Below are 25773 nucleotides of genomic sequence, written 5' to 3'. Positions count from 1 at the left end.
GTACCCCGTTGGTATAGCTCCTCCCCCCGGAGGGGTGAGGTTGGGAGGGGAGGCGTCAGTGCAGCAGCAATTCCCCCTCCCTGTCCTTCCCCCTCCGGGGGCGGGGACGCGACTGGCGAGGAAACAGTAACATTGCCGGGCAAAGAAGAATTCACCCGTTCCCGCCGCTAGCGGGAGGAACCCTTATGACCTGGACTGCCACTGACATAGCGCTGATGCTGGGCAAGATCGTGCTGCTTTACGCCATCATTCTGACCGGTGCGGCCTACCTGGTGCTGGCGGAGCGGCGTATCCTGGGCTTCCTCCAGGACCGCATCGGTCCCAATCGCGTAGGTCCGTTCGGTCTGTTGCAGCCCCTGGCCGACGTGATCAAGATGATCACCAAGGAGGATATGATCCCGAAGGCCGCCGACCGCCTGCTCTTCTCGATGGCCCCGGCCATGGCCGCCATCCCGGCGATTCTGACCTTCGCCATCATCCCGGTGGGGGCGCCGCTGCAGCTCTTCGGGCGCCAGGTGAACCTGCAGGTCGCCGACCTGAACGTGGGGGTGCTCTTCTTCATGGCCCTCTCCTCGGTCGCAGTCTACGGCATCGCACTGGGCGGTTGGGCATCCAACTCGAAGTATGCGCTGCTGGGGAGCATCCGTGGCCTGTCCCAACTGATCTCCTACGAACTTTCCATGGGGCTGTCGCTGGTTCCCGTGGTGATGCTGGCCAAGTCGCTGAGCCTCGCCGATATCGTCAACGCGCAGGCCGACATGCCCTTCATCGTGTACCAGCCGATTGCCTTCGTGATCTTCCTGGTCAGTATCCTGGCCGAGTGCCGCAGGATTCCCTTCGACCTTCCCGAGGCGGAGGGGGAACTGGTGGCCGGCTTCCATACCGAATACTCCGGGATGCGCTTCGGCCTCTTCTTCGTCGGGGAGTACATCAACATCATCTCGCTGAGCTCGCTCGCCTCGCTCTTCTTCCTGGGCGGATGGCGCGGGCCGCTGCTGCCGCCGATCTTTTGGTTCTTCATCAAGGTCGGGTTATTCTCGTTCCTGTTCATCTGGGTCAGGGGAACCCTCCCACGCCTTCGCTACGACCAGCTCATGCACCTGGGCTGGAAGTTCCTGACACCGCTAGCTCTTCTCAATATTCTAGTCACCGGGTGGTGGCTGGCTTTACGATAAGAGGCGTTGTACTGGGCAATGTATTCTCACAAAGGAGGAACTGCGATGACAACAACCGTGGAAGTCGAGTTGGGGGCAGGGTTCAGGGCACAGGTGGATGCGGTGGACAAAAACGGCCACACCGCTCTCATGGACGCAGCGAAGGCCGGCAACCTGGCCGAGGTGGCCGACCTGCTGGAGAGGGGCGCCAACCTCACGGCCAGAAGCGACAAGGGAAAAACTGCGCTGCACTTCGCGGCGGCGCACGGCAACGCGGACGTAGTACGCCTGCTGCTGCAAAAGGGGGCCGAGGTCGATGCCCGCGACCGTGACGGCCACACGCCTCTCATGCTGGCAGCCAACTACGGCTGCACCCAGACCACGCAGATGCTGGTCGACAGCGGGGCCGACCCGCTGGCAATGTCGTACTCCGGAACCACCGCCCTGGCCTACGCAGAGAACAACCGGCACAGACAGACCCTTGACGTCTTGATGAAGTCACTACGGCCCAACTAACACCTCCTTCCGGCAGGCAGACCAGTGCTGCCTGCCGGGCCCCGGTCCGCACCGCTCGAGCCGTTGACGAGCGGCGGCCGCAACCATTTTGCCGGCATCTACTACGGCACCAACGACACTGCAAGCAGGAACAGATGCCCATACTGAACGACATAAAAGAAATCCTGACCGGCCTTTCCATCACTTTCCGGCACATCTTCCGGAAACCGGTTACGGTGCAATTTCCTGAGGAGCGCAGGGCCATGCCCGAGCGCTTCCGCGGCAGCATCGTGCTGACCCGTGACCCCGACGGCGCCGAGCGCTGCGTCGCCTGCTATCTGTGCTCCGGGGCCTGCCCCGTCGACTGCATCTCGATGGCAGCTGCGGAGGGGGAGAACGGTCGGCGCTACGCCGCCTGGTTCCGCATCAACTTCTCGCGCTGCATCCTGTGCGGCATGTGCGCCGAGGCCTGCCCGACGCTCGCCATCCAGATGTCGCCGGAAATGTTCCACTGCAGGCGCCAGGTCATCGATATGGTCTACGAGAAGGAGGACCTGCTGATCGACGGCACCGGCAAGGATCCCAATTACAATTTCTACCGCCATGCCGGCATCGGCGTGGTGCAGCCGCGCGGTAGCGGCGCCGGCGAACAGGCACCGGCAGACCCGAGGAGCCTGCTGCCGTAGTCGGGCTAACTCCTCCCCCCGGAGGGGGGAGGTTGGGAGGGGGGCAGCTGTTGGCGCAAGGCCTTTCCCCCTCCCTGCCCCTCCCCCTCCGGGGGAGGGAATATGAATCAGACTAGAACCTGGAGCGAAATGGAAGCGACCCTTTTCTACATACTGGCGGCGGTACTCCTGATCGGGATACTGCTCGCCATTACGGCCCGGCAGGCGGTGCGCTCCATCGTCTACCTGGTGACCTCGTTCTTCGCCTTGGCCCTGATGTTCTACCTCCTGGGTGCGCCCCTCATCGCGGCCTTTGAGGTCATCATCTACGCCGGGGCCATCATGGTGCTCTTCCTGTTCGTCATCATGATGCTGGAGCTCGAATCGCCGGAGAAGCTCGCCAAGCCGCACTTCAAGAACTGGCTGCCGGCCCTGCTCCTCGCCGGCGCTGTGGTCGGTGCGCTGGTGGTTCTGCTCTGCTCCCGCCTGCAGGCGGTACCGCCGGGGTTCACCGAGATACCGGTCCGCCAGTTCGCTTTCGCCCTCTTCAAACAGTACGGGGTTGCCGTGGAGGTCGTTTCCATGCAGCTTCTCTTCGCGCTGGTAGGCGCACTCTATCTCGGGAGGCGCAGATGAGCGTACCGCTTTCCCACGTGCTGATCGTCGCCTCGTTGATGTTCGCCATGGGCCTTGGCTGCGTGATTGCCTGGCGCGCCAACGTGATCATGATGCTGATCGGCATCGAGATCATGCTGAACGCGGTGATGCTCACCTTCGTCGGCGGTTCGGCCCACTGGGGCATCGCCGACGGACAGCTGTTCTCCCTGATGCTGATGGCGCTCACCTCGGCAGAGGTCTCCCTGGCACTCGCCATGGTCGTTTACCTGCACCGGCGCAAGCAGACGGTGAACACTGATGAGTTTGACTCTATGAAGGGATAATACGCATTCTCCTCCCTCTCCCTTCGGGAGAGGGCCGGGGTGAGGGCGCCGGCACCCGGCAAGCATGCTGCTCTAGGCTACGCCCTCACCCGCCCTACGGGCACCCTCTCCCAGAGGGAGGGGGACGTGGATAGACACAGAACGACAAAGGACACTGATGCTGCCTACCTACCTGACATTGATGCTCCTTTTCCCGCTTTTTGGCGGCCTCACCTGCGCCGTTGCCGGCCGTAAGCTGCCGCGCGCGCTGGTGGAGGTGCTCGCCTGCGCTACGGTGTGGGGGAGCTTCGTCTGCGCCGCGCTGGCGGCCGCCGCCTATAGCAGGCCGCAGGTGATCCCCCTCGCCGACTGGTTCGCGAGCTTCGATCTTGCCATCCCCTTTTCGCTCTACCTTGACCCCCTTTCGCTCTCCATGGCGGTGATGATCGGCTTCGTTTGCGGGCTGATCCACGTCTATTCCGTCTTCTACATGCGCGAGGACCAGGACTACGCGCGTTACTTCGCCCTGTTGAACCTGTTCGTGTTCGCCATGTTGACCCTGGTCCTCGGGGAGACCCTGCCGCTACTGTACCTCGGCTGGGAAGGGGTGGGCTTCTGCTCGTACCTGCTGATCGGCTTCTGGTACTCGGATCCCGCCAACGCCGATGCCGGCAGGAAGGCCTTCATCACCACCAGGATCGGCGACGTGGCGCTCATGATCGCGCTGGCCTGGGTGTTCCAGCTCTTCGGCACTCTTTCCATCACCAAGGTGAACGGGATGGGCTTCCTGATGCCCGTTTCCGTCATCACCATGCTGGGCATCCTGTTCCTGATCGCCGCCATGGGCAAGTCGGCCCAAGTGCCGCTCATGGTCTGGCTCCCCGACGCAATGGCCGGCCCGACCCCGGTCTCCGCCATGATCCACGCTGCCACCATGGTCACCGCCGGCGTTTACCTGCTGGCGCGCCTTTTGCCGCTGATCGGAGGCTCCAAGGCGGCCCTCGCAGCCATCGCCGTCACCGGTGCAGTGACCGCCTTCTACGGCGCCACCTGCGCCCTGGCGCAACGCGATCTGAAACGGGTGCTCGCCTATTCGACCATAAGCCAGATCGGCTACATGATGCTCGGCGTCGGTGCCGGGGCGGTGACCGCCGCGACCTTCCACCTGCTGGTGCACGCCTTCTTCAAGGCGCTGCTCTTCCTTGGCGCCGGCTGCGTCATCGCCGCCATGCACCACGAGCAGGACATCTACAAGATGGGTGGGCTGAGGCGTTCGCTGCCGCTGACGTTCTGGAGCTTCCTGGTAGGCGCCGCCTGCCTGGCCGGCATCCCCCTCACCGGTGGCTTCTTCTCCAAGGACAGCATTCTCCTCGCGGTCTGGATCAAGGGGGGCGTGCTGTACCAGGCCCTCTACCTGCTCGGGCTGGTAACCGCATTGATCACCGCCTACTACAGCTTCAGGCTGGTCTTCCTGGTCTTCGCTGGTGACAACGGGCACGTACACCGCAACTCCGGACTCACCGTGATGCAGGTGGTGTTGATTCCGCTCGCCATCCTCGGGCTGTTCGGCGGCCTGCTCGACCTCCCGGCCTATCTTGGAGGCGGTTATTTGAGCGGCTTCTTTGCGGCGCTCCCCGCCGGCGACCTCCCTACCGCCTCGCACGAGCAGGAGATCACGCTACAGGCCGTGGCCGGTGTCGTCGCGCTGGTCGGCCTGCTGGCAGCGTACCTACGCTATGGAAAGGGTCGGGCGGAGCGGATGCGCGAGGCGCAGGCACAGTCGACCCCGCTGATCTCCTTCCTGGCCCAAGGATGGTACTTCGACAAGCTGTACGACCTCGTGCTGATCCGCCCCTACCAGGCGCTGGCCGGGTTCTTGTGGCAGCGCGTCGATGAAGCCGTGATCGATGCCACCGTGGACGGCCTCGGTTCGGGTGTGGGCGGCGTTGGAGGCTTGTTCGGGCGCTGGAGCACCGGGAAAGTTGCTGTCTATCTCATCAGTTTCGCCGCCGGGGCAGCCTTGATATTGGGCTACCTCGCCTGGCTCGCGCTGTAACGTAACCGGCGCCTGCGCGCCAACGGGAACTGCCGATGACTTCTCTCATCCCGATACTCACGCTGCTGGTCTTCTTCCCGCTCTGCGGGTCGCTGCTGGTCTTCGCCCTCCGGCGCAGCGACGCGGCGGCACGTGGCGTCGCGCTCGCGTTCAGCCTGGCCGAACTGGCGCTGTGCCTGTGGCCGCTCGCGCTGACCGGCGAGAAAGCTGCTGGCACGCCGGCCGGGTTCTTCCTCTACCAGGATGCAGCGTGGATCGAACGGTTCGGGATCCGCTTTACACTGAGTATGGACGGAATCAGCCTCGTGATGACCCTGCTGACTGCCTTCATCACCGTGATCGCCGTGCTCTCCGCCTGGCAGGTGAAGGAGCGAGCCGGGCTGTTCTTCTCCCTTTTGCTCGCCCTGCAGGCCGCCGTACAAGGTCTGTTCCTGAGCCTCGACCTGTTCCTCTTCTACCTTTTCTGGGAGGCTATGCTGATCCCGATGCTGCTTTTGATCGGCGTCTGGGGGCGCGGCCGGCCGGTGTACTCCACCATCAAGTTCTTCCTCTACACCTTCGTCGGCTCGCTGCTCATGCTGCTGGCCATCATCGCGCTTTACCTGATGCACGGGGCGCAAACCGCGAGCTACACCTTCGCCTTGCCCGAGTTGGTGCGCACCAGCATCCCGTACGAGACCGGGCTATGGCTGTTCGCCGCGTTCCTGCTCTCCTTTGCCATCAAGTTCCCGCTGTTCCCGCTGCATACCTGGCAGCCGGATGCCTATTGCGACGCCCCCATTGCCGGCACGCTTATGCTCGGCAGCCTCCTCTCCAAAACCGCCGCTTATGGCCTGATCCGCATTGCGTTTCCGCTCTTTCCCGAGGCATCGCGCGCTCTCACGCCGCTGATCTACGTGGTGGCCGTGCTCGGCATCGGCTACTTTGCCTGGATCGCCTTCGCGCAGCGGGACATGAAGCGGATGCTGGCCTATTCGAGCGTCAGCCACATGGGCTTCGTAGCGCTCGGCATCGCCGCCTGGAGTCCCGTCGCGGTGTCAGGCGCGCTGCTGCAGATGGTGAACCATGCCGTTACCACCGGTGCGCTGTTCGTCGTGGTCGGCATGCTGGAGGAGCGGGCAGAGAACCGCGATCTTTCCAGCTTCGGCGGCACCTGGGGCAAGATACCCGTCTTTTCCTTCTTCTTCCTCGTCTTCAACATGGCGTCAGCCGGGGTGCCGGGGCTCAACAACTTTGTCAGCGAGCTGATCATCCTGGTCGGGACCTTCCGGGTCGCGCCGCTGGCTGCCGCCCTCGCCTTCCTGGGGACCATACTGACGCTGGTCTATACGGTACGGTTGGTTCAGGAGGTGGTGTTCGGCAAAGAGAAGACGCCGCTGGAACTTAAGGACCTGTCGCTGAGGGAGGCGGGGGTGCTGGGCGTGATGGCGCTGGTGGTGGTCGCCCTCGGCGTGCACCCGGGGCCGGTGCTGGAACTGTTTAGAGCACCGTTGGAGGTCCTGTTGAAGCAGTAAACCCGGAACACAGAGGACTCAGAGGTCCACAGAGAGCACGGAGGAAAACCTTGTATGGAAGCTAATCTCATTACAGGGCATATCATCGATGCAGCTCTCAAAGTCCATACGACACTTGGTCCCGGGTTATTGGAAAGCGCCTACGAGGCATGTCTCAATCACGAACTGGTAAAACGAGGCTTTAGGACTGCCACCCAAGTGTGCCTCCCTGTCTTTTACGACGGGGTGACTATTGACTTGGGGTACCGGGTCGACCTTCTTGTGGAAGAGCAGATCATCGTAGAGCTAAAGGCCCTGGAAAAACTGCACCCTGTCCACAAAGCGCAGCTCCTGTCATATCTCAAGTTGAGTAAAAAGAAGTTAGGCCTTCTCCTGAACTTTGGAGAACTCCACCTGAAGGACGGTATTGAAAGGATTATCCTCTGAGTACTCTGTGGACCTCTGAGACCTCTGTGGTGAGCTTTTATCGTTGGAGCATCTAATGACGCTTGCTGATTTATATTCCATCATGCCGATTATCATCACTGCGGCGGGGGCGCTGTTCGTGCTGCTGGTCGGACCGGTGCTCTTGTCGGCTAGCCTTACCGCCATCGGCGTGACGACCTCGGCGGCCGCAGGCATCTGGGCAGCCCTCTCGACACCGACATCCACTCAGGCAGTCACGGGCCTTGCGTTCACGCCGCTGGCCAGGTTCCTGATCCCGCTCTTTTGCTTCGCCGCTGCGCTTACCCTGCTCCTCTCCCACAGCTACAATGAACGCCGCGGCATCAAGGGGGAGGAATTCCCCGCCACGGTGCTCTTCGCCCTGTTCGCCACCTGCGTGCTCCCCTGTGCAACCAATATGCTGGTGCTGTTCCTCGCGCTGGAATCGGTCTCCTTCGCCTTCTACATCCTGGTCAGCATGGACCTGAACCGGGCAGAATCGGGTGAGGCGGGACTGAAGTACCTGCTGCTCGGAGCGGTCGCCGCCGCGTTCACCGCCTTCGGCTTCGCCCTGCTCTTCACCGGCAGCGGCACTCTTCAACTCTCTGGCGCCCTGGCCCGCCCCGACAACCGCGCCATCATCTCGGCAGGGTGGGGTGTCATCCTCGTAGGGATGGCTTTCAAACTCTCCCTGGTCCCTGGGCACCTCTGGACGCCGGACGTCTACCAAGGCGCCCCCGCACCCGTTTCCGCCTTTCTCTCCACTAGCTCCAAAGTGGCGGCAGCGGCGCTTCTGCTGATGCTGCTGGCCTTGTCCCCCCCCATGGTAGAGCTTCGTGTTCCGCTCGCCGCATTGTCGGTGCTTTCCATGGTGCTTGGCAACCTTGCCGCGCTGCCGCAGCAGAATATAAAGAGGATGCTGGCCTACTCCTCGGTGGCGCACATGGGATACCTGGCCCTCGCCCTGATGAGCGGCAGTCGTGACGGCTACGCCGCGGTCCTGCTCTACGGCGCGGTCTACACCGCCATGAACTTGGCCGCCTTCGGCGCCATCTCCTCTCTTTCGGTCGAGCAGGAGAGAGAACTGATCACTGACTATGCCGGGCTCGGCTTCACTGCTCCCTTGCGCGGCGGCGTGCTGGCTCTCGCCATGATCTCCCTGGCGGGCATTCCGCCGGCAGCAGGCTTTGTCGGTAAGTTCTTCATCTTCTACTCCGCCATAAAGGGTGGCGCTATCGCCCTCGCTATCATCGGCATCCTATGCGCCGCGGCTTCCGCCTATTTCTACCTCAGGGTGGTAGCTCAGCTCTACATGCACCGCGGAGAAGCTCCAGCGCCCAAGCCTGTCTCGCTTGCCGAGGGCATCGCCCTCTGCTGCGCATCTATCATGATCCTGGTAATTGGGGTTTACCCCGGGCCACTGCTGGGGGCAATCGAGGCGGCGTTGCACTGAAGCGGTTTGTTATTCCTCAGCTTGTGATTCCGGAACGAGCGGAATGGCTGAGGGGACTGGCACCGCAGGTGCCTGCCCCCCCGGATGAAGGCTCACAAAAGGCACCACCCCATAGGGAGGGTGCCTTTTTACGTTGTTTCCCCTGGGTGGTGACTACTGCAGACTATCACGGAAGGTGCTCAGATACTGAAGATCGAAGGAGCCGTCCATCTCGCCGTACATGATCTCCAGCGCTTTCTCCTTGGTGAGGGCTTGTCGATAGGACCTGTTGGTGGTCAGAGCGCTGAAGACGTCGGCTATGGCGGTGATCTTGGAACTCCTGGCGATGTCATAGCTGGCCAGGCCATCGGGGTAGCCGCTACCATTCTCCTTTTCGTGGTGGTGTTTGACGATGCCCAGGGCAACCGGCGTGAAGATCTCCAGGTCCTTCAAAGTGCTATAGCCATAAACCGGGTGTTTCTTCACTTCCTGGAACTCCGTTGCCGAGAGCTTGCCCGGCTTGTCCAGCAACTCCTTCGGAACATAGACCTTGCCGTAGTCGTGGAACAGCGACCCCATGCCCACGTCCATCAGCTCGTCCTTGCCGAGATCGAACTCCTTAATGTGCAGGGCAATCGAGTAGGTGGCGACCTGGACCGAATGCACGTAGGTATAGGCGTTGTGGTCTACCAGGCTGCTCAGCGCCGGCATCACACCGTCTGAACTCATTACGTCATTGAGGATGTGCTTGATGAGGTTACGGCAGCGGTCGGCGTTCTGCCTGATAGCAATGGCGGGGCTGTCGAAAATTTCCTGCACGTAGTTGACTGAAGCCTGGTAGAGCATGGTCTGCTTGAGTTCCGGCTCGATACTGTCGTCGCACAGCAGCAACGGAAGATTAGCCTCCACGTACTGGTTGTAGGTCGACATTTCCGCAGCCTTGACAAAGAGGTGCTTCACATTGTTGTCGAGCAGCCGCTCCTTGTCGCTCTGGGTGAATGAGAGTTTCGGGTCCTTGTACAGTACGTGGTTTTCGCCATGCTTGATGAACAGGGCGACCCCCGGCAGTGTTTCCGGTATCAGGGATTCCAGCTGGATCATTCGGTACATACCCGACCTCCTGAAGAAGTGGGAACCGCGCCGCTGCAATACTACTGGAACATTCCGACCACTTTCGCTCTATTTATTAAAAAAGACAAACGTTAGTCTACCATGTCTTTCCGTGATTGCCGCCTTAGGGATTCCTCCCACCCCGTCCCAAAACCAGAACAAAAAAGGGGGAGCAGCCTGTCGGCCCTCCCCCTTTTCACACCTGTCTATTTAAGTCCCTACCAGGTCTCGTCCGGCTCACCCCAAAGGTTCAGAGCGATGTCGTCCAGAAGCTCGGGTATCCCCTCACCGGTGGCCGCTGAAATCGGGAAGACCTTGATGCCGCGCTCCTCGAAGTAGGGGAGCACCTCTTTCAAGTTCTCCTTGACGTGCGGCAGGTCGATCTTGTTGACCACCACGGTCTGCCGCTTCTCGGCCAGTTCCGGGTTGAAGAGAGCTAGTTCGCGGTTGATCGCTTCGTACTCTGCGATGGGATCGCGGTCCGGCATCCAGGAGAGATCGAGCAGGTGCAGAAGCTGCCCGGTGCGCTCCAGGTGCTTGAGGAAACGGTGGCCAAGCCCCGCCCCCTCGCTCGCTCCTTCGATGAGGCCCGGGATATCGGCCATCACGAAGCTGCGGTAGTTCTTGTATTTGACCACCCCCAGGTTCGGCTTCAGCGTGGTGAAGTGGTATTCGGCGATTTTCGGGCGGGCCGCCGAGATCTTGCTAATGAGGGAGGACTTGCCCACGCTCGGCATGCCCAGCAGGCCGACGTCGGCCATCAGCTTCAGTTCCAGGCGAATCCAGCGCTCCTCGCCCGGCTCACCCGGCTGGGCGAACTTGGGCGCCTTGTGGGTCGCCGTCTTGAAGCGGGCATTGCCCTGGCCGCCACGTCCCCCTTTGAGGAGCACGATCGACGAATCTGGCTCGGTGAGGTCGGCGAGGATCTCATCGGTTTCGGCGTCCTTGATCACGGTACCCCGCGGAACCAGGATCTCCTTGATCGCGCCGTTGGCGCCGTGGCGGTCGCTGCCCATGCCGTTTCTGCCGCGGCCGGCCTTCTGGTGCGGATGCTGGCGCAGGTCGAGGAGCGTGGAGAGGTGCGATGACACCCTGAAAACCACATCGCCCCCCTTGCCGCCGTCGCCGCCGTCGGGTCCGCCCAGCGGAATGAATTTCTCGCGGCGGAACGAGACGCATCCTGCACCGCCGTCGCCGGACTTCACGTAAATTTTTACTTCATCTATGAAACTCATTAAGTTTTATCCTGTGCAAACGGCAAAAGCCCGGACCTTGCGGCTCCGGGCTTTCACACTTTCGTCTTGCTGCGCTGGCTAGTTGGCCGGGTAGACAGAGACCTTCTTGCGGTCCTTGCCCAGACGCTCGAACTTTACCACGCCCTCGATCAGGGCGTACAGCGTGTAATCCTTACCGAGGCCTACGTTGTTGCCCGGGTGGATCTTGGTGCCGTGCTGACGGTAGATGATGTTGCCAGCTTTGACGGCTTCGCCGCCAAACTTCTTGCAACCAAGTCTTTGGCCGTCGGAGTCGCGACCGTTCCTGGAACTACCGACGCCTTTCTTGTGTGCCATTTTCTGCTCCTTCTGCCGGTAGCGGCCCTGATCCCAACGAATCCCGGCTGCCGCACCGCCGTTTGAATATTACCTAGGCGTTAATCTTCTCAATCAACAGAATAGTCCTGAGTTGACGGTGCCCGTTAAGTTTCCTGGAGTTTTTCCGGCGCTTGGACTTGAAGACCAGAATCTTCTTGTCTTTGCCCTGCTCGACGATCTTGCCGACTACAGAGGCGCTGGGCACTAAAGGTGTTCCGATAACAACCTTATCGCCGCCAACCATCAGGACGTCGGAGATTTCGACGGTATCACCTACCGCACCCTCCAGCTTTTCGACTTTGAGAAAGTCGCCTTCGGAAACTTTGTATTGCTTCCCTCCGGTTTTGACTACTGCGTACATGTACTTCACCACCTTTACTCTGGATTTACAATTGAGCGGTCAAACTTATCTTGAAAAGTATTTTGAGTCAAGGTTTTTTTCCGTCGCCGCCAATTTTTCTGCGGAGACGCGACAGAGGCTAATCGAGGTCGACAAAGACCTCGTCGCCGCGGATCTCGACCGGGTAGATCTTCAGCGGGACGCACTCAGGGTGCTCCGGGCAGGCACCGGTAACCAGGTCGAAACGGTAGCCGTGGCGCTGGCAGGAAAGCTTTCCTGCCTCCTTTATCAACGCACCCTGCAGCGGCGCGCCCTGGTGCGGGCATTCGTGCTCGCAGGCGTAGATCGCCCCCTTGGTCTTCACCAGGAGGATCTTCTCCCCGCCAACCTCAACCAGCTTCTTGCCAAATTCAGGAACTTCGGAAACTTTCGCGGCAAATACCATGGAACACCTCCGGATCTAAGATGTGGGCCCCGCTTGTATCGTCTTAATTTATCGCCTTACGCAACGCCCCTCGCGCTCTCCCTCCAAGGGGAAGAGCACCAGGAGACGGTGCCCATTACCGCTTCACGATCTTCACGCAGTGCGCCGACCGCTCGGCCTTCTGCCTCGCCTCGTCACAATCGGCGCCGAAAACGAGTGCCACGCCCATGCGGCGCCCCTTCCTGGTATCAGGTTTGCCGAAGAGACGCAGCTTGCTGCCAGGAACCTCCAGCGCCTCGGCGACTCCTTCGAAGCCCACCTCTGCAGTCGGCTCCTCGGCCAGGATCACATGCGAGGCGGCGCACCCCTGGCTCACCACCTCAGGCACGGGAAGGCCCAAAATGGCGCGCACGTGCAGCTCGAACTCGGACAGGTTCTGGGAAATCATGGTCACCATGCCGGTGTCGTGCGGCCTGGGCGAAACCTCGGAGAACCAGACCTTGTCGCCGGTGACGAAGAACTCGCAGCCGAAGATGCCGCGTCCGCCCAAGGAACCGGTCACGGCCTCCGCCTGACGCTGCGCCTCGGCCAGCACCGCCGGGACCATCGGGGTCGGCTGCCAGGATTCGTGGTAGTCACCGTCAATCTGGCGATGCCCGATGGGAGGACAGAAGCTTGTGCCGCCGACGTGGCGCACGGTGAGCAGGGTGATCTCGTAGTCGAACGGGATGAACTCCTCGACGATCACCTTGTTGGAGGCGCCGCGCGCCCCCTCGATGGCGTATTTGAAGCAGCGTTCCATGTCGGCCGCGTCGCGCAGAACGCTCTGCCCCTTGCCGGAGGAGCTCATGATCGGCTTGACGACGCAGGGAAGGCCGATGGCGGCGACCGCCTCGCGGAACTCTTCCATGCTGGTGGCGAAACGGTAGGCGGCGGTGGGTAGGCCAAGCTCCTCGGCAGCGAGGCGGCGGATCCCCTCACGGTTCATGGTGAGGTTGGCGGCACGCGCCGTCGGGATGACATTGAAGCCTTCCGCTTCCAACTCCAGAAGGTATTCGGTGTTGATCGCCTCGATCTCGGGCACGATGTAGGTAGGCTGCTCCAAACGCACCACCCGGTCCAACTGCTCGCGGTTCAGCATGTCGATCACATGGCTTCTGTGTGCGACCTGCATCGCCGGCGCATCGGCATAGCGGTCGACCGCGACCACCTCGATCCCGAACCTCTGGGCCTCGATGGCCACTTCCTTACCGAGCTCACCGGAGCCCAGCAGCATCATCCTCGTCGCACCATTTTTCAGCGGCGTGCCAATCATCTTCTCTCCTGAATATAAATTAGCTGACTGCTACTTCGAACTGTTCCTGGTGGAAGCCGGGCTTGGCGCGCACGGTGATCCGCTTCTTGAAGTTCTTCTCCAGCTCCTCGAGGCCGCGGCGCTCCTCGTCGTAAAGGAGGTCGGCCACCTGCGGGTGCACGGTGAGCATCACCTTGGTGCCGCGGATGTCGAGCATCTCGCGGCGCAGCTCGCGGAAGATCTCGTGGCAGACGGTGATCTTGGACTTCACGTAGCCGCGCCCCTCGCAGTACGGACAGGGCTCGCACATCATGCGCCCGAGGCTCTCGCGCACCCGTTTCCTGGTCATCTCAACCAGGCCGAGCTCGGAGATCTTCAGAATGTTGGTCTTGGACTTGTCGCTCTTGAGTGCCTCTTCCAGCGCACCGTAGACCTTCTCGCGGTTCACCTCCTTCTCCATATCGATGAAGTCGATGATGATGATCCCGCCCAGGTTCCTCAGGCGCAGCTGGTAGGCGATCTCCTTGACCGCTTCCAGGTTGGTTTTGAGGATGGTGTCTTCGAGGTTGTGCTTGCCGACGTAGCGACCGGTGTTGACGTCGATGGCGGTCAGTGCCTCGGTCTGCTCGATGATGATGTAGCCGCCCGATTTCAGCCAGACCTTGCGCCCCAGCGCGCGGCTGATCTCCACCTCGAGGCCGAAATGGTCGAAGATCGGCTCCTCCTCGTCGTAAAGCTCGATGGAGTACTTCATCTTGGGCATGAAGGTGCTGATGAACTGGACGATCTTGTCGTGCTCGGGCTTGGAGTCCACCACGATGCGCTCGACCGACTCGGTGAGGATGTCGCGTACGACCTTCTGGGTCACGTCCAGGTCGGAGTGGATCAGGGTGGGCGCGCCCGCTTTGTCCTTCTTCTTGGCGATCTCGTCCCAGAGCTTGGTGAGGTAGTGCAGGTCGGCGACCAGGTCCTCTTCGCTCTTGCCTTCCGAGACGGTCCGGACGATGAAGCCGCCGCCGACCGGCTTGATGCGGTCCACGATCTCCTTCAGGCGCTCACGCTCGGCCTCGTCCTCGATGCGGCGGGAGATGCCGACGTGGTCCACGGTCGGCATGTAGACCAGGTGCCGTCCCGGCAGCGAGATGTGGGCGGTAATGCGGGCTCCCTTGGTGCCGATCGGCTCCTTGGAGATCTGCACCAGGAGCTCCTGCCCTTCCTGCAGCAGCTCCTCAATCGGGTGCAGCGGGTGCGGCACCGGCTCCTCGCCCTCCTCCGGCTCGATGTAGCTGTCGTACTCGTCCATGGCGTCGAAGACGTCCGCCACGTAGAGGAAGGCCGCTTTTTCCAGCCCGATGTCCACGAATGCCGCCTGCATACCCGGCAGCACCCGGACCACCTTTCCCTTGTAAATGTTGCCGATGATCCCCTTCACCCTGCTCCTCTCGACGTACAGCTCCGCTATGGTGCCGTTCTCGATGAGCGCGATGCGGGTTTCGTGGGAGGTGGTGTTGATGACCAACTCGTTTCCCATGCTAACCCCTTCCTGTATCTATTAAATTCAAAAGCAAAACTGTTTCAGGTTTGACGTCTGCGTCCTGTAGGGGGCGAATACTATTCGCCCAGCCGCTGCGGTCCCCGCTTGCACATCTGTGCGGCAGCCGGACCAGTGGCGCGTGGAGGGGGGCGAATCATAATTCGCCCCTACAGGTTCCACACAGAACGCAGCCCTGTTTATTCCTTGAAGAGCACTTCCAGCTTCTCCAGCCGCGCCTCTTTGAGGTCGGCGGCCGGAACACCCAGGATGGCGCTGGCGAACTCGAGCAGCTTGCCGCGCCCCGCCACCATCTCCAGCGCCCGACCTTCGACCTTCAGCTCGGCCAGTTCGTGGCGCAGGTCGAACTCGGTTGCCTTCCCCTTCTTCTCGCGTTTGACCGGCGATGATTCCAAGGCTAGGAAGGCCGCGGCCTTCGCCTCCAGGTCATGGGCCAGTTCCTCGGGAAGGGTCACGCGATAGCGCACTTTGTCCATGATCACGGAAAGGGCCGGGGCCCGCAGCGGGATCTCATCCGCCTCCAGCACCCGCACCCCCTCCGGTAGGGTCGCGTTTAGAGCCTGCTGCAACTGGGCTGCCGTGTAACCGGCATCAACCTCGAAATCCATGTACTCCGCATAGGACTCGATGCCGACGGAGAGTGCGGTGGCAAAGGAGAACTTCGGGTGGGGATGGAACCCCTGCGAATATCGGATCGGGATGCCGGAGCGCCCCACCGCCCTGGTGAACAGGGTCAGCATCTCCAGGTGGCTCAGGAAGCGCATGCGGCCGACCTTCTCGAACCGGATCCGGATCCTCTGCGCGTCTTCGGTCGGCTCAGGTACAGCGGACTGGCTGGCGTAGGTGCCAAAGGGAACCGGCTCGTTGAGCCGCAGCTTTATGTCCTTGAAGTCGCAGACCCCGCAGCCGGTGCAGCGATCGAAGCGGCAGTCCGGGGTGGCCGCGCCGACCAGCGACGCCTCGCGCTCTTGGAGCAGGAAGGACTTGGTCACGCCGCAGTCGATGTGATCCCAAGGGAGCACCTCGTCCAGCTCGCGCCGCCTCAGGTAGAAGATCGGGTCGATGCCGGAATTCTCGAAGGCCTGCGCCCACTTGAGGCGGTCAAAGTGCTCCCACCAGCCGTCAAAACGGCAGCCCAGCCGGTGCGCCTCGATGAGGAGCTTCGAGAGTCGGCGATCGCCGCGGGCGAAGACCCCTTCCATCCCGGACAGCGAGGCGTCCTGCCACTTCATGATCAGCTTCTTCTTCTTGAGTGCGTCGCGCAGGTAGCGCTGCTTTTCGACGATCTCGGCTTCGCTGATCTGCGGCTCCCACTGGAACGGGGTGTGCGGCTTGGGTACGAAGCTCGACACGGAGACGTTGACGTCACCACCGTTGCCGGCGAATTTCCCCTGTCGCTTCACCTCGCGGGAGAGTTCCACGATCCCGTCCACGTCCTCCATGGTCTCCGTCGGCAGGCCGATCATGAAGTAGAGCTTGATCAGACGCCAGCCGTTACGGTAGACCGAGCCGGCGTTCTCCAGGAGCGCCTGTTCGGTAATCCCCTTGTTGATCACGCTCCGGAGCCGCTCGCTTCCCGCTTCCGGGGCCAGCGTGAAACCGGTCTTGCGCACCCGGCGGATCTCCTCCGCCATCTCGTCGCTCAGGCTCCCAACTCGCATCGAGGGAAGCGAGACAGCCTTCTTCTGAGCCGAGTAGCGGTCCATGAGCCCCTTGAGCAGCGGGGTCAGGCAGCCGTAGTCGCCAGTGGAGAGGGAGAGGAGCGATATCTCGTCGTAACCGGTGTTGTGCAGCGCCTCTTCCATAATCTCGAAGACCCGCTCGGGGCTGCGCTCGCGCACAGGACGATAAATATACCCTGCCTGGCAAAACCTGCAACCCCGCGTGCAGCCACGGGAAATCTCGACGCTGACCCGGTCGTGCACCGTCTTCAGGAACGGGACGATGGGGGAGGTCGGGTAGTAGGCGGTCTCCAGGTCGGCGACGAAACGCCTGCGCACGCCCCGGTACCACTCTTTCTTTGATGTGATGGCGGCGATCCTGCCGTCGTCGTGATAGCTCACCTCGAACAGGGAAGGGATGTAGACCCCTTCGATCCGCGCCAAGCGCTCCAGAAGTTCGGTCTTGGCGATACCCTCAGCCTTCGCGGTGCGCACGCATTCTGCCAGTTCGATCACTGCCTCTTCCCCGTCACCGATCAGGAAGGCGTCGAAGAAGTCGGCCAGCGGTTCCGGGTTGTACGCGCAGGGGCCGCCCGCGATGACGAGCGGATACCCTTCGGGCCGGTCACCGGCAAGCAGCGGGATCCCTGAGAGGTCCAGCATGTTCAGGATGTTGGTGTAGGAAAGCTCGTACTGCAGGGTGAAACCGAGTATATCGGCCTGAGCCAAAGGCGTCCCCGCCTCCAGCGTGACCAAGGGCTTGGCTTCGGCACGCAACGACTCCTCGAGGTCAGGCCACGGGGCGTAGGCCCGCTCGGGCATGACCCAGGGCACCCCTTTCAGAACGCCGTAGAGGACCTGCAGCCCGAGATGACTCATCCCTATTTCATACACGTCAGGGAAAGCGAGCACAAAACGGAGCGCTCCTTCCCGGTCGGCAACTGTTCCCATCTCCCCACCCATGTAGCGGGCGGGTTTTTCCACTGACAAAAGTATGTTATTGCTCAAAAATCCCCCAGATAGCCCAGCTTAGCCGTGACCGGACATAATAACAAAATATTCGAAGCGCTGGCAAGCAATATACCCTCGCCACAGGCACGGACCGCAACAAAGTATACCCCATATGCGGTACTCGCTGGAGCATATGGGGCGGCATTATCATGAGAGACTTGGTCGCCCCTGGTGGAGCCGGACGCAGTTTCAAGTGTTTACACTTATAATGAGAGGTTGGCACACAACCTGCTCTACGTCTGACACCAACCCATTTTGTACAAGGAGAATCACCATGAAAAAAGTTCTGTCCTCCGTAGTTGCTGCTCTCGTTGCTGTTGCTTTCGCTGGTGTTGTTTTCGCTGCTGACGCTGCTCCGGCTGCTGCTCCGGCTGCAGAGGCTAAGAAAGAAGAGAAAGCTCCGGCTAAGAAAGCTGCTCCGAAGAAGAAAAAAGCTAAGAAAGCCGCTGCTAAGAAAGAAGAGAAGAAAGAAGAGAAAGCCGCTGCTCCGGCTGCTCCGGCTGCAAAGTAATTTCCCTTTAACGGGTAATTGCGAGAGGCCGCATCTCACGATGCGGCCTTTTTTTATTTCCGATGGAAGCCTAAGCTTCCCGTCACACCCAGTGTCCTCACGAGGGGATAGATCGAACGCCTGCCGTTGCTCCGCGGGCATAAAAAAAGATCCAAGGGGTCCGATTGCGGAACGAGCCTTGGATCTTTTTACGTTTCTGGCAGCGGTACTCGGTCTGCCTACTCCTTCTGCCAGGCGTAGCCCGGGTCGAGATACGGATCGTAGAAGCCGGGATACGCCAGGAAGAAGGTGGCTGTCTCACCGACACCAGATACCGTTCGCACCAGCGTCATACCTATTCCCTTGATGGGACCGACGGCGATACACTTGGCGGCCCCTTCTTCCTTGCAGGTGATATAGATCTGCTTCGGGAATTCCAGCCACCCGGTCGCGATGTTGGCAACGCCACGAACTAGCTTGTTGGCCATACCGTCCACAACCTCTTGCGCGGAGGCGCTATCCACAGTACGGGCATCGGCGGCATGCCCCTTTTCTGCGATCAGCACCAAGGCCAACGCCAGCATGGCCAGAACAACAAGCCTCTTCTGCATCATCTACTCTCCCTTGGCCGGAACAGGTTGCGCCTCGCTCTGCCCTCTCGGCTCAACCCTTTTTTCCTCCCAACCTTCCCAGACGAATTCCGGAGAGATCAGAGGATCGTAGTAGCCAGGCTGGGGCACCGCAAAAAAGACGGTCTCGGTCAGGCCGGTCAGCAAGCGATAGAAGGCCATCCCCATGCCTTTGAGGGGCCCGACCACGTAGCCGACGCCACCGTGGTCCCGCACCATCAGGTAAGACTGTTTAGGCACCTCTACCACTGAGGTCACCGTATTGGTCACCCCGCGAACCAGTTTGAACGCCATCTTCTCGGCAATTGCCTCCGGTTGCTGACCTTCCAAAGCAAACGAAGACGTGGCAAAAACCATGAGCAACAACAGGGATAACAGGGCGGCCTTGATACGCATGTCGACTCCTTTTTGAGCTACATGTCGATAAATGCTATGTTCTTGTAGCATAGATGTCTTTCATTGGCAAGACAGCACTATCTTTGTCATTGAGGCAATCAGTAACAAAAAAGGCGCGGTTGGAAAAACCGCGCCTTCTGTTTATTCAGTGTCTGGTGTGGATGTTACTTCTTACCGTGCTTCTTGGCGAGATATTCGGCGACGCCGCTAGTGGAAGCCTTCATTGACTCCTCACCTTCCTGCCAGTTGGCCGGGCAGACTTCGCCGCCGTGGGTCTCGACAAACTGGAGCGCATCCAACATCCTGAGTGCCTCCCCGACGCTGCGGCCCAGCGGCAGGTCGTTGATGACGGAGTGGCGTACGACGCCCTTGGTATCGACGAGGAAGAGCCCGCGCAGTGCAACCGACTCATTCAGCAAAATGCCGTAGCTCCTGGCGATGCCCTTGTCGAGGTCCTCGACCAGCGGATACTGGACATTGCCGATACCGCCGTTTTCTACCGCGGTGTTTTTCCAGGCCAAGTGGGTGAACCTGGAGTCTACCGAGACGCCGATCACTTCGCAGTTCTTCTCCTTGAATTCCGCGACCCTCTTGTCGAAGGCGAGGATTTCGGAGGGGCAAACGAAGGTGAAGTCGAGCGGGTAGAAAAAGAGGACGACGTACTTGCCGCGATATTTGGACAGAGTGAGCTCTGCGAAGGAGTTATCGGGCATTACCGCCTGTGCCGTAAAATCGGGGGCTTCCTTAGTTACCAGGGTAGTAAGACTCATAGGTGTTGTTCTCCTTTCAGCTGATTGGGATTCTAATGGGAGCAACTGTACCAGCGGTCCAATCCCGTGTCAATCAAAAAAGATAAAAAGCGTCCTATTTGTCTCTTTTCCCTTTTGGGATGTCCGATTTCCCCCTACGCAACGCCCTCTAGCGTTCCACTATTTCCCCGCGAATACTGACCGTTACCTCGCGGAAAGGGATCTCCATTCCCGAGGCGGCCAGGGCCTGGCGCGCCGCCATCACGATGCCGCCGCAGCAGGGAACTTCCATCCTGAGCACCGTGATCCCCTTGATGCCGGAGACGCGGAACAGCTCGGTCAGCTTGGCCAGGTAGGCGTTGTTGTCGTCCAGCTTGGGGCAGCCGACCACCACTGCCTTGCCGGCCAGGAAGTCATGGTGATAGTTGGCGTAGGCGAAGGGGACGCAGTCCGCGGTGATGAGCAGCTCGGCGTCCTTAAAGTACGGGGCGGTCACAGGTACCAGGTGCAGTTGCACCGGCCACTGCGCCAACTGGCTCTGGATCGCTCCCGCCGCCGCTGCCGGAGCGGACGGTGCCGGGGCGAAGCTCTGCACGCGGGAGCCGGGGCAACCGCCGCCATGCCCATGCCCATGCCCATGCCCATGCCCATGCCCATGCCCATGACCATGACCGTGGCCGTGCACAGCCGGCGCGGCACCCTGGACGCTCAGGTGCTTCTCGACGGCAACCTCGTCGAACTCGTCCGCCTCGCGTTCAATGATGGTGATGGCGTCCTGCGGGCATTCACCCAAGCAGGCACCCAGGCCGTCGCACAGGTTGTCCGCGGCGATCTGGGCCTTGCCGTCCACAATCTTGATGGCGCCTTCCGCGCAGGAAGGGACGCAAAGCCCGCAACCGTCACATTTGTCCTGGTCTATGTGCACAATTTTCCTGATCATTCTTTACCCTCCTAAAATCCCTTTAAAAAAAATAGTGCCACAGCAGATCGAGGCGGCCGCGCAGCATGAGGTGTTTTCCGGAATAAGCCATGATCTCACGGATCTTCGCGCGCTGCATCTTGCCGTAGCAGTGTACGTGACAGTGCTTGCAAGTGGGTTTCGGGTCGAGCGGACATTTCTCCCGCTTCAGCTTGGCATAAGCCAAAAGCTCGGAGCACTCCTTGCAGAGCACGCCTTTCTGGCTTTTGTGCTTGCTCCGGCAGTAGCAACCGATGAAGGTTTCCAGGACCCTGATATCTTTTTCCTGCTTCACTCTCTTTTCCATGGTCGCCACCATAGCAGAACAAATCACCTTAAGTCATGACGAAAGTCAATTAAATCAACTCCGCACCCTTTGCCTTTGTGACTGATTTATGCTACTTTCCCGCGAATGAACACTAACATGGAAAAAGTCATCATCCCGCGCGAGGAGCATTCCATCTCCCGCTCGTTGCTCAGCCCCAACGGCGTAAAAGTGCTCTACAAACTCAGAGAGCACGGCTTCATCGCCTACCTGGTGGGGGGCGGCGTCCGGGACCTGCTCCTGGGGCGCGAGCCCAAGGACTTCGACGTCGTCACCGACGCCACCCCAAACCAGCTCAAGAAGCTGTTCCGCAACTGCCGCCTGATCGGGCGCCGCTTCCGCCTGGCCCACATTCATTTTCACGATGAAATAATAGAAGTCGCCACCTTCCGCTCCACCGTCGATGCCGCTGAAGCAGCCCAGGAAGAACTCGCCGAGGCCTTGCCCGAAGAGCCCGTCGAGGCTCCTGCCGAGGCAGAGCAGCTCGAAGAGGACCGCGACCGGAGGCGGCGCCGGCACCACCACGGCCCGCCCATCCTCAAGAGCGAGGATGGCATGGTGCTCAGGGACAACGTTTTCGGCACTCCCGAAGAGGACGCGGTGCGCCGTGACTTCACCGTCAACGCCCTGTTCTACAACATCGCCGACTTCTCAATCATCGACCACGTCGGGGGTATGGAGGACCTGAAAAACGGCTTGATCCGTACCATCGGCGACCCCATGGTCCGCTTCACCGAAGACCCGGTGCGCATGATCCGCGCCATCCGCTTCGCCTCCATGCTCGGCTTCAACATCGAACCGCGTACCGAGGCCGCCATCGAGGCGCTGTGCGGCACCATCAACAAGGCTACGCCGCCGCGCCTCTACGAAGAGGTGCTGAAGCTGCTCCTCATGGGGGCCGGCGAGCGCACCTACCAGATGATGCGCCACAGCGGGCTGTTTGAGCCGCTCTTCCCCCATTTCGACGCCTGGCTCTCCCGCGAGTCCGACTGTTACCCCCACGTCCGCGTCGGCAAGGCACTGGAATGGGTCGACGACCAGCTGGCCCAGGGAATCCCGGTCTCACCTTCTTTGTTGATAGCCCTGATGTTCGGGGAGTACCTGGAGGAGAAGGTAGCCCAGTTCCGTGACGAGGGGCTGCCGCCGCAGCAGGCGACCGACGCCGCCGTAGCCGCCTTCGCCGGAGAACTCGCTCCGACCGTGTCGGTGCCGAACCGGGTGCTGGTCGCGGTACGCGACATCCTCAACATGCAGCACCGTTTCCAGAAGACCCCGGGAAGAAACGGCCGCGGTGTGGTTGCCCGTCTGTCCTTCCGCGACGCGCTGCAGTATCTTCGTTTCATGGAGCAGCTCACCCCGCCAAAAAGGTCGCTGGGCGACTGGTGGGAGCGTTTTTCCGCGCAACAATCGGAAGGGGGGGAGTCCGCGCCCCCGCCCAAAGGCGAAGCGGCAGCCGCCGAAGGTGCCAAAAAGAAGCGGCGGCGGAAACGGCGGCGTAAGAAGCCGGGTGCGGCGCCGGAATAAAGCGGCCGGTCCCTTCCCCCTCCCCGCCCTTCCCCCTCCCCGCCCCTCCCCCTCCAGGGGAGGGAGTTATAGCGACATAAAGAAGCCCCTCATCCGTCTCGAATAGAGGGGCTTTTTCGTTGCCAATTGTCCCTTGTCAATCGTCAATTGCCTTTAGTTATCTCCGCCACCTCAAGCCGCTTGATCTTGTCGCGCAGTTCCGCCGCCCGCTCGAACTCCTGGGCCTTGGCCGCGGCCAGCATCTCCTTCTTCAACCGTTTCAGCGTCTTCTCCAGGTCCTTGGGGTTGAGGAAATCCTCGCCCTTCACCGGGACCGTGACATAGTCCTTCTCCTCGGGGGCCTGCAGCACATTGGCAATCAGCCTCTTCACGCTCTCCGGCGTGATGCCATGCTCCAGGTTGTAGGCCTGCTGCAGCTCGCGCCTTCTCAAGGTCTCGTCAATGGCATCCTTCATCGATCCGGTGATCTTGTCGGCGTACATCAGCACGCGCCCTGACACGTTCCTCGCCGCACGACCGCAGGTCTGGATCAGGGAGCGGGTGGAGCGCAGGAAGCCTTCCTTGTCGGCGTCGAGAATGGCCACCAGCGAAACCTCGGGGAGGTCCAGCCCCTCACGCAGCAGGTTGATGCCCACCAGCACGTCAAATTCCCCAAGCCGCAGGTCGCGCAGGATTTCCATGCGCTGGAAGGTGTCGATGTCCGAATGCAGGTAGCGCACCCGGATGCCGAGCTCGCGGTAGTAGTCGGTAAGCTCCTCCGCCATCCGTTTGGTGAGGGTGGTGACCAGGATGCGCTCGCCTCGCTCGGCGGTGAGCCGCACCTCGTGCAGCAGGTCGTCCACCTGCCCCGCCGCGGGACGCACCTCGATGACCGGGTCGATGAGGCCGGTGGGGCGAATCAGCTGTTCGACCACGACGCCGCCCGCCATCTTCAACTCGTACTCCGCCGGGGTCGCCGAGACGTAGATCGCCTGGTTCAATTTCCTGCTGAACTCCTGGAAGGTGAGTGGCCGGTTGTCCAGGGCTGAAGGGAGCCGGAAACCGAAGTTAACGAGGGTCTCCTTGCGACTGCGGTCGCCGCGGTACATCCCCCCCACCTGCGACACGGTGATGTGGGACTCGTCCACCACCAGCAAAAAGTCGTCGGGGAAGTAGTCGATGAGCGTGTAGGGAGGCTCCCCCGCCTGACGGCCGTCGAAGTGCCGCGAGTAGTTTTCTATCCCCTGACAAAAGCCCATCTGCTCCATCATCTCGATGTCGAAAAAGGTGCGCTGGTCGATGCGCTGCGCCTCCAGGAGCATGTTCTGCTCCTTGAAGTAGCGGATGCGCTCCTCGAGCTCGACCCGTATCTGCTCCACCGCCCGTTCCAGGGTCTGGCGGCTCGCCACGTAGTGCGAAGCGGGGTAGATGGCGAAGCGCGGCAGTTTCTGCAGCTGCACGCCGCGCAACGGGTCGATCTCCGAGATCGCCTCCACCGTGTCGCCCCAGAACTCGATGCGGATGGCGCGCTCGTCATCGTGCGCCGGGAACACCTCGACAGTGTCACCACGCACCCGGAAGCTGCCGCGGTGGAAGTCGACGTCGTTGCGCTCGTACTGGATCTCGACCAGGCGTTTCAAAAGCTCGTCGCGCCCGAGGTCGTCCCCCTCGCGCACCCGAATCTGCATCTCCTGGTACGATTCCGGCGAACCGATGCCGTAGATGCAGGAAACCGAGGCGACGATGATGACGTCGCGCCGGGTCAACAGGCTCCTGGTCGCGGCATGGCGGAACTTGTCAATCTCGTCGTTGATCGAGGAGTCTTTCTCGATGAAGGTGTCCGAGGAGGGGATGTAGGCTTCGGGCTGGTAGTAATCGTAATAGGATACGAAGTACTCGACGGCGTTGTTGGGGAAGAGCTCCTTGAACTCGCCGTAGAGCTGGGCCGCCAGGGTCTTGTTGGGGGCGAGCACCAGGGCCGGGCGGTTGCACTTGGCGATGACCTGCGCCATCGTGAAGGTCTTGCCGGAGCCGGTGACCCCAAGCAGGACCTGGTGCTGGTCGCCGCGCAGCACCCCTTCGGAAAGCTCTTCGATGGCGCGCGGCTGATCGCCCCGCGCCTGGAAACCGGTTACCAGTTCGAATTTGTCCATGCGCAGGATATTAACAGGATGAGGTGCGCCTTGGCAACAGGGGTGTCAGGCCGCGGCGCAGGTCCGCTGCGGCGGGAGCTGGTTCACGCTGAGCCAGTAGTTCATCACCTGCTTCATGTTTTCGCAGAACTGGCCGTAGTCCACCGGCTTGCGGATATAGCTGTTGGCACCCAGGCGGTAGCTGTCCAGGATGTCCTGCTCCTCGGTTGACGAGGTGAACACGATCACGGGGATGGAACGGGTCTTCGCCTCCTCCCTCATGCGGCGCAGCACCTCCAGGCCGTTGACCTTGGGGAGCTTCAGGTCGAGCAGCACCAGGAGAGGGGTCGGGATCGCCTCGCCGCCGTTGCGCCCGGTACCGAACAGGTGGTCCAGCGCCTCGGCGCCGTCGCGCGCCACCACGATTCCGTACGGCATGTGCTTGCGTATCGCCCTAAGGGTCAGAGCCTCGTCATCAGGATTGTCCTCGACCAGCAGGATCATCTTGTTCATCTGAGTCCTCCGTGTTTAGAGAGATAGTGGAGCATGTTTTTAACAAATTTGCGAATTGTTTACAATATTTTTTTAATAATTTTTCTTTTAGCACTGCTTTAATCGGAACTGTTGATTTTTCCGCCACCACTGTGCGATACTGCGGCATCTTACGCAATCAACAAAGGGAGGTCACATGTTTGGATTCGGCATGCCGGAGCTCATTATTATCCTGGTGATCGTGCTCGTGGTGTTCGGTGCCGGCCGGCTCCCGGAGATCGGCGGCGCGCTCGGCAAGAGCATCAGGAACTTCAAGAAGGCTTCCAGCGGCAAGGATGAAATTGAGATTAAAGCCGGACGTCCCGATGACGATAAGAAAGGGAGCTAGCTCCAGCTAATTAGTTTTTGCGCCCGTCGTTCAAAGGTCCCCGCGCTGTAGCTTGCGGGGACCTTTTG

At 60.9% G+C, this 25773-nt stretch carries 27 protein-coding genes; 12 read left to right on the top strand and 15 right to left on the bottom strand.

Annotation, left to right across the window (positions count from 1 at the left end; translation table 11 throughout):
- The first annotated feature begins 185 nt into the window (after window positions 1-185).
- The 9 genes from nuoH (at window position 186) to K7R21_RS15260 (ending at window position 8680) form a co-directional block, all read left to right on the top strand.
- Complete coding sequence (gene nuoH, locus K7R21_RS15300) at window positions 186-1175, top strand: NADH-quinone oxidoreductase subunit NuoH (RefSeq protein WP_224984149.1); 990 nt, start codon at window positions 186-188, stop codon at window positions 1173-1175.
- A 45-nt stretch (window positions 1176-1220) separates the two neighbouring features.
- Window positions 1221-1670 (top strand): ankyrin repeat domain-containing protein, encoded by a 450-nt coding sequence (locus tag K7R21_RS15295; RefSeq protein WP_224984148.1) that lies wholly within the window; start codon window positions 1221-1223, stop codon window positions 1668-1670.
- Window positions 1671-1804: 134 nt separating this feature from the next.
- Window positions 1805-2335 carry an NADH-quinone oxidoreductase subunit NuoI gene (gene nuoI / locus K7R21_RS15290; protein ID WP_224984147.1) on the top strand — a complete coding sequence of 177 codons (531 nt, stop codon included), beginning with the start codon at window positions 1805-1807 and terminating at the stop codon, window positions 2333-2335.
- A gap of 129 nt (window positions 2336-2464) precedes the next feature.
- The gene (locus K7R21_RS15285; RefSeq protein WP_216509061.1) at window positions 2465-2950 is read left to right on the top strand and encodes an NADH-quinone oxidoreductase subunit J family protein; all 486 of its coding nucleotides are present in this window, start codon (window positions 2465-2467) and stop codon (window positions 2948-2950) included.
- A complete protein-coding gene (gene nuoK / locus K7R21_RS15280; RefSeq protein ID WP_224984146.1) occupies window positions 2947-3255 on the top strand; it encodes an NADH-quinone oxidoreductase subunit NuoK in 309 nt (102 codons plus the stop codon). Before K7R21_RS15285 ends, nuoK begins: the two co-directional genes overlap by 4 nt.
- A gap of 157 nt (window positions 3256-3412) precedes the next feature.
- Window positions 3413-5290, top strand: a complete 1878-nt coding sequence (nuoL, locus tag K7R21_RS15275; RefSeq protein ID WP_404813658.1) for an NADH-quinone oxidoreductase subunit L — start codon at window positions 3413-3415, stop codon at window positions 5288-5290.
- Window positions 5291-5325: 35 nt separating this feature from the next.
- Window positions 5326-6804 carry a complex I subunit 4 family protein gene (locus K7R21_RS15270; protein ID WP_224984145.1) on the top strand — a complete coding sequence of 493 codons (1479 nt, stop codon included), beginning with the start codon at window positions 5326-5328 and terminating at the stop codon, window positions 6802-6804.
- Between the two features lie 54 nt (window positions 6805-6858).
- Complete coding sequence (locus tag K7R21_RS15265; protein ID WP_224984144.1) at window positions 6859-7230, top strand: GxxExxY protein; 372 nt, start codon at window positions 6859-6861, stop codon at window positions 7228-7230.
- A gap of 55 nt (window positions 7231-7285) precedes the next feature.
- On the top strand, window positions 7286-8680 hold the full coding sequence (locus K7R21_RS15260; protein WP_224984143.1) for an NADH-quinone oxidoreductase subunit N: 1395 nt from the start codon (window positions 7286-7288) through the stop codon (window positions 8678-8680).
- Window positions 8681-8833: 153 nt separating this feature from the next.
- Here the strand turns inward: K7R21_RS15260 and K7R21_RS15255 are convergent, their stop codons facing one another.
- The 8 genes from K7R21_RS15255 to K7R21_RS15220 all read right to left on the bottom strand — a co-directional run bounded on the left by K7R21_RS15255 (window position 8834) and on the right by K7R21_RS15220 (window position 17640).
- Window positions 8834-9769, bottom strand: a complete 936-nt coding sequence (locus K7R21_RS15255; RefSeq protein ID WP_224984142.1) for an HD-GYP domain-containing protein — start codon at window positions 9767-9769, stop codon at window positions 8834-8836.
- 218 nt (window positions 9770-9987) lie between these two features.
- The gene (obgE, locus tag K7R21_RS15250) at window positions 9988-11004 is read right to left on the bottom strand and encodes a GTPase ObgE (RefSeq protein WP_224984141.1); all 1017 of its coding nucleotides are present in this window, start codon (window positions 11002-11004) and stop codon (window positions 9988-9990) included.
- Between the two features lie 78 nt (window positions 11005-11082).
- Entirely contained in the window at window positions 11083-11340 is a 258-nt protein-coding gene (gene rpmA, locus K7R21_RS15245) for a 50S ribosomal protein L27 (protein WP_183344437.1), read from the bottom strand.
- 73 nt (window positions 11341-11413) lie between these two features.
- Window positions 11414-11722, bottom strand: a complete 309-nt coding sequence (gene rplU / locus K7R21_RS15240) for a 50S ribosomal protein L21 (protein ID WP_015718499.1) — start codon at window positions 11720-11722, stop codon at window positions 11414-11416.
- A 118-nt stretch (window positions 11723-11840) separates the two neighbouring features.
- Window positions 11841-12146, bottom strand: coding sequence for a Rieske (2Fe-2S) protein (locus K7R21_RS15235; protein ID WP_224984140.1), 306 nt, complete (start codon window positions 12144-12146; stop codon window positions 11841-11843).
- Between the two features lie 115 nt (window positions 12147-12261).
- Window positions 12262-13440: a formate-dependent phosphoribosylglycinamide formyltransferase gene (gene purT, locus K7R21_RS15230; protein ID WP_224984139.1), complete on the bottom strand. Its 1179-nt coding sequence runs from the start codon at window positions 13438-13440 to the stop codon at window positions 12262-12264.
- Window positions 13441-13459: 19 nt separating this feature from the next.
- Window positions 13460-14950 carry an Rne/Rng family ribonuclease gene (locus tag K7R21_RS15225; RefSeq protein WP_224984138.1) on the bottom strand — a complete coding sequence of 497 codons (1491 nt, stop codon included), beginning with the start codon at window positions 14948-14950 and terminating at the stop codon, window positions 13460-13462.
- A gap of 200 nt (window positions 14951-15150) precedes the next feature.
- Entirely contained in the window at window positions 15151-17640 is a 2490-nt protein-coding gene (locus K7R21_RS15220) for a TIGR03960 family B12-binding radical SAM protein (protein ID WP_224984137.1), read from the bottom strand.
- 277 nt (window positions 17641-17917) lie between these two features.
- Here K7R21_RS15220 and K7R21_RS15215 point away from each other — a divergent pair, with 277 nt between their 5' ends.
- Window positions 17918-18154, top strand: a complete 237-nt coding sequence (locus K7R21_RS15215; RefSeq protein ID WP_224984136.1) for a hypothetical protein — start codon at window positions 17918-17920, stop codon at window positions 18152-18154.
- Window positions 18155-18372: 218 nt separating this feature from the next.
- Here the strand turns inward: K7R21_RS15215 and K7R21_RS15210 are convergent, their stop codons facing one another.
- From K7R21_RS15210 to K7R21_RS15190, 5 genes are all read right to left on the bottom strand, one after another.
- Window positions 18373-18744, bottom strand: coding sequence for an exosortase system-associated protein, TIGR04073 family (locus tag K7R21_RS15210; RefSeq protein ID WP_224984909.1), 372 nt, complete (start codon window positions 18742-18744; stop codon window positions 18373-18375).
- A gap of 3 nt (window positions 18745-18747) precedes the next feature.
- Window positions 18748-19158, bottom strand: a complete 411-nt coding sequence (locus K7R21_RS15205; protein ID WP_224984135.1) for an exosortase system-associated protein, TIGR04073 family — start codon at window positions 19156-19158, stop codon at window positions 18748-18750.
- 164 nt (window positions 19159-19322) lie between these two features.
- Window positions 19323-19928 (bottom strand): peroxiredoxin, encoded by a 606-nt coding sequence (locus K7R21_RS15200; protein ID WP_224984134.1) that lies wholly within the window; start codon window positions 19926-19928, stop codon window positions 19323-19325.
- A gap of 148 nt (window positions 19929-20076) precedes the next feature.
- On the bottom strand, window positions 20077-20847 hold the full coding sequence (locus K7R21_RS15195) for an ATP-binding protein (RefSeq protein ID WP_224984133.1): 771 nt from the start codon (window positions 20845-20847) through the stop codon (window positions 20077-20079).
- A 22-nt stretch (window positions 20848-20869) separates the two neighbouring features.
- Window positions 20870-21172 (bottom strand): nitrous oxide-stimulated promoter family protein, encoded by a 303-nt coding sequence (locus tag K7R21_RS15190; RefSeq protein ID WP_224984132.1) that lies wholly within the window; start codon window positions 21170-21172, stop codon window positions 20870-20872.
- Between the two features lie 105 nt (window positions 21173-21277).
- On the opposite strand from K7R21_RS15190, the gene pcnB reads away from it, so the two are divergent.
- A complete protein-coding gene (gene pcnB, locus K7R21_RS15185; protein WP_224984131.1) occupies window positions 21278-22714 on the top strand; it encodes a polynucleotide adenylyltransferase PcnB in 1437 nt (478 codons plus the stop codon).
- Between the two features lie 143 nt (window positions 22715-22857).
- On the opposite strand, the gene uvrB is transcribed toward pcnB, so the two are convergent.
- Together uvrB and K7R21_RS15175 are read right to left on the bottom strand one after the other, a co-directional pair.
- Window positions 22858-24846 carry an excinuclease ABC subunit UvrB gene (gene uvrB / locus K7R21_RS15180; protein ID WP_224984130.1) on the bottom strand — a complete coding sequence of 663 codons (1989 nt, stop codon included), beginning with the start codon at window positions 24844-24846 and terminating at the stop codon, window positions 22858-22860.
- A gap of 45 nt (window positions 24847-24891) precedes the next feature.
- Entirely contained in the window at window positions 24892-25338 is a 447-nt protein-coding gene (locus tag K7R21_RS15175; RefSeq protein ID WP_224984129.1) for a response regulator, read from the bottom strand.
- Window positions 25339-25513: 175 nt separating this feature from the next.
- On the opposite strand from K7R21_RS15175, the gene K7R21_RS15170 reads away from it, so the two are divergent.
- The gene (locus K7R21_RS15170) at window positions 25514-25705 is read left to right on the top strand and encodes a twin-arginine translocase TatA/TatE family subunit (RefSeq protein ID WP_015718486.1); all 192 of its coding nucleotides are present in this window, start codon (window positions 25514-25516) and stop codon (window positions 25703-25705) included.
- Window positions 25706-25773: the final 68 nt, after the last annotated feature.

Source organism: Geomonas agri, assembly GCF_020179605.1.
Lineage (GTDB): Bacteria > Desulfobacterota > Desulfuromonadia > Geobacterales > Geobacteraceae > Geomonas > Geomonas agri.
The sequence above is the reverse complement of the archived record's forward strand: the minus strand, read 5'-3'. Positions and strand labels throughout refer to the sequence as shown.

Coding starts and splice junctions, on each gene's coding strand:
- K7R21_RS15170 (WP_015718486.1), top strand. CDS start 25,514: ATGTTTGGATTCGGCATGCCGGAGCTCATTATTATCCTGGTGATCGTG.
- K7R21_RS15265 (WP_224984144.1), top strand. CDS start 6,859: ATGGAAGCTAATCTCATTACAGGGCATATCATCGATGCAGCTCTCAAA.
- purT (WP_224984139.1), bottom strand. CDS start 13,440: ATGATTGGCACGCCGCTGAAAAATGGTGCGACGAGGATGATGCTGCTG.
- K7R21_RS15205 (WP_224984135.1), bottom strand. CDS start 19,158: ATGCGTATCAAGGCCGCCCTGTTATCCCTGTTGTTGCTCATGGTTTTT.
- K7R21_RS15200 (WP_224984134.1), bottom strand. CDS start 19,928: ATGAGTCTTACTACCCTGGTAACTAAGGAAGCCCCCGATTTTACGGCA.
- obgE (WP_224984141.1), bottom strand. CDS start 11,004: ATGAGTTTCATAGATGAAGTAAAAATTTACGTGAAGTCCGGCGACGGC.
- K7R21_RS15285 (WP_216509061.1), top strand. CDS start 2,465: ATGGAAGCGACCCTTTTCTACATACTGGCGGCGGTACTCCTGATCGGG.
- K7R21_RS15210 (WP_224984909.1), bottom strand. CDS start 18,744: ATGCAGAAGAGGCTTGTTGTTCTGGCCATGCTGGCGTTGGCCTTGGTG.
- nuoK (WP_224984146.1), top strand. CDS start 2,947: ATGAGCGTACCGCTTTCCCACGTGCTGATCGTCGCCTCGTTGATGTTC.
- pcnB (WP_224984131.1), top strand. CDS start 21,278: ATGAACACTAACATGGAAAAAGTCATCATCCCGCGCGAGGAGCATTCC.
- nuoH (WP_224984149.1), top strand. CDS start 186: ATGACCTGGACTGCCACTGACATAGCGCTGATGCTGGGCAAGATCGTG.
- K7R21_RS15215 (WP_224984136.1), top strand. CDS start 17,918: ATGAAAAAAGTTCTGTCCTCCGTAGTTGCTGCTCTCGTTGCTGTTGCT.
- K7R21_RS15235 (WP_224984140.1), bottom strand. CDS start 12,146: ATGGTATTTGCCGCGAAAGTTTCCGAAGTTCCTGAATTTGGCAAGAAG.
- rpmA (WP_183344437.1), bottom strand. CDS start 11,340: ATGGCACACAAGAAAGGCGTCGGTAGTTCCAGGAACGGTCGCGACTCC.
- uvrB (WP_224984130.1), bottom strand. CDS start 24,846: ATGGACAAATTCGAACTGGTAACCGGTTTCCAGGCGCGGGGCGATCAG.
- K7R21_RS15175 (WP_224984129.1), bottom strand. CDS start 25,338: ATGAACAAGATGATCCTGCTGGTCGAGGACAATCCTGATGACGAGGCT.
- K7R21_RS15295 (WP_224984148.1), top strand. CDS start 1,221: ATGACAACAACCGTGGAAGTCGAGTTGGGGGCAGGGTTCAGGGCACAG.
- K7R21_RS15195 (WP_224984133.1), bottom strand. CDS start 20,847: ATGATCAGGAAAATTGTGCACATAGACCAGGACAAATGTGACGGTTGC.
- K7R21_RS15225 (WP_224984138.1), bottom strand. CDS start 14,950: ATGGGAAACGAGTTGGTCATCAACACCACCTCCCACGAAACCCGCATC.
- nuoL (WP_404813658.1), top strand. CDS start 3,413: ATGCTGCCTACCTACCTGACATTGATGCTCCTTTTCCCGCTTTTTGGC.
- K7R21_RS15190 (WP_224984132.1), bottom strand. CDS start 21,172: ATGGAAAAGAGAGTGAAGCAGGAAAAAGATATCAGGGTCCTGGAAACC.
- rplU (WP_015718499.1), bottom strand. CDS start 11,722: ATGTACGCAGTAGTCAAAACCGGAGGGAAGCAATACAAAGTTTCCGAA.
- nuoI (WP_224984147.1), top strand. CDS start 1,805: ATGCCCATACTGAACGACATAAAAGAAATCCTGACCGGCCTTTCCATC.
- K7R21_RS15255 (WP_224984142.1), bottom strand. CDS start 9,769: ATGTACCGAATGATCCAGCTGGAATCCCTGATACCGGAAACACTGCCG.
- K7R21_RS15260 (WP_224984143.1), top strand. CDS start 7,286: ATGACGCTTGCTGATTTATATTCCATCATGCCGATTATCATCACTGCG.
- K7R21_RS15270 (WP_224984145.1), top strand. CDS start 5,326: ATGACTTCTCTCATCCCGATACTCACGCTGCTGGTCTTCTTCCCGCTC.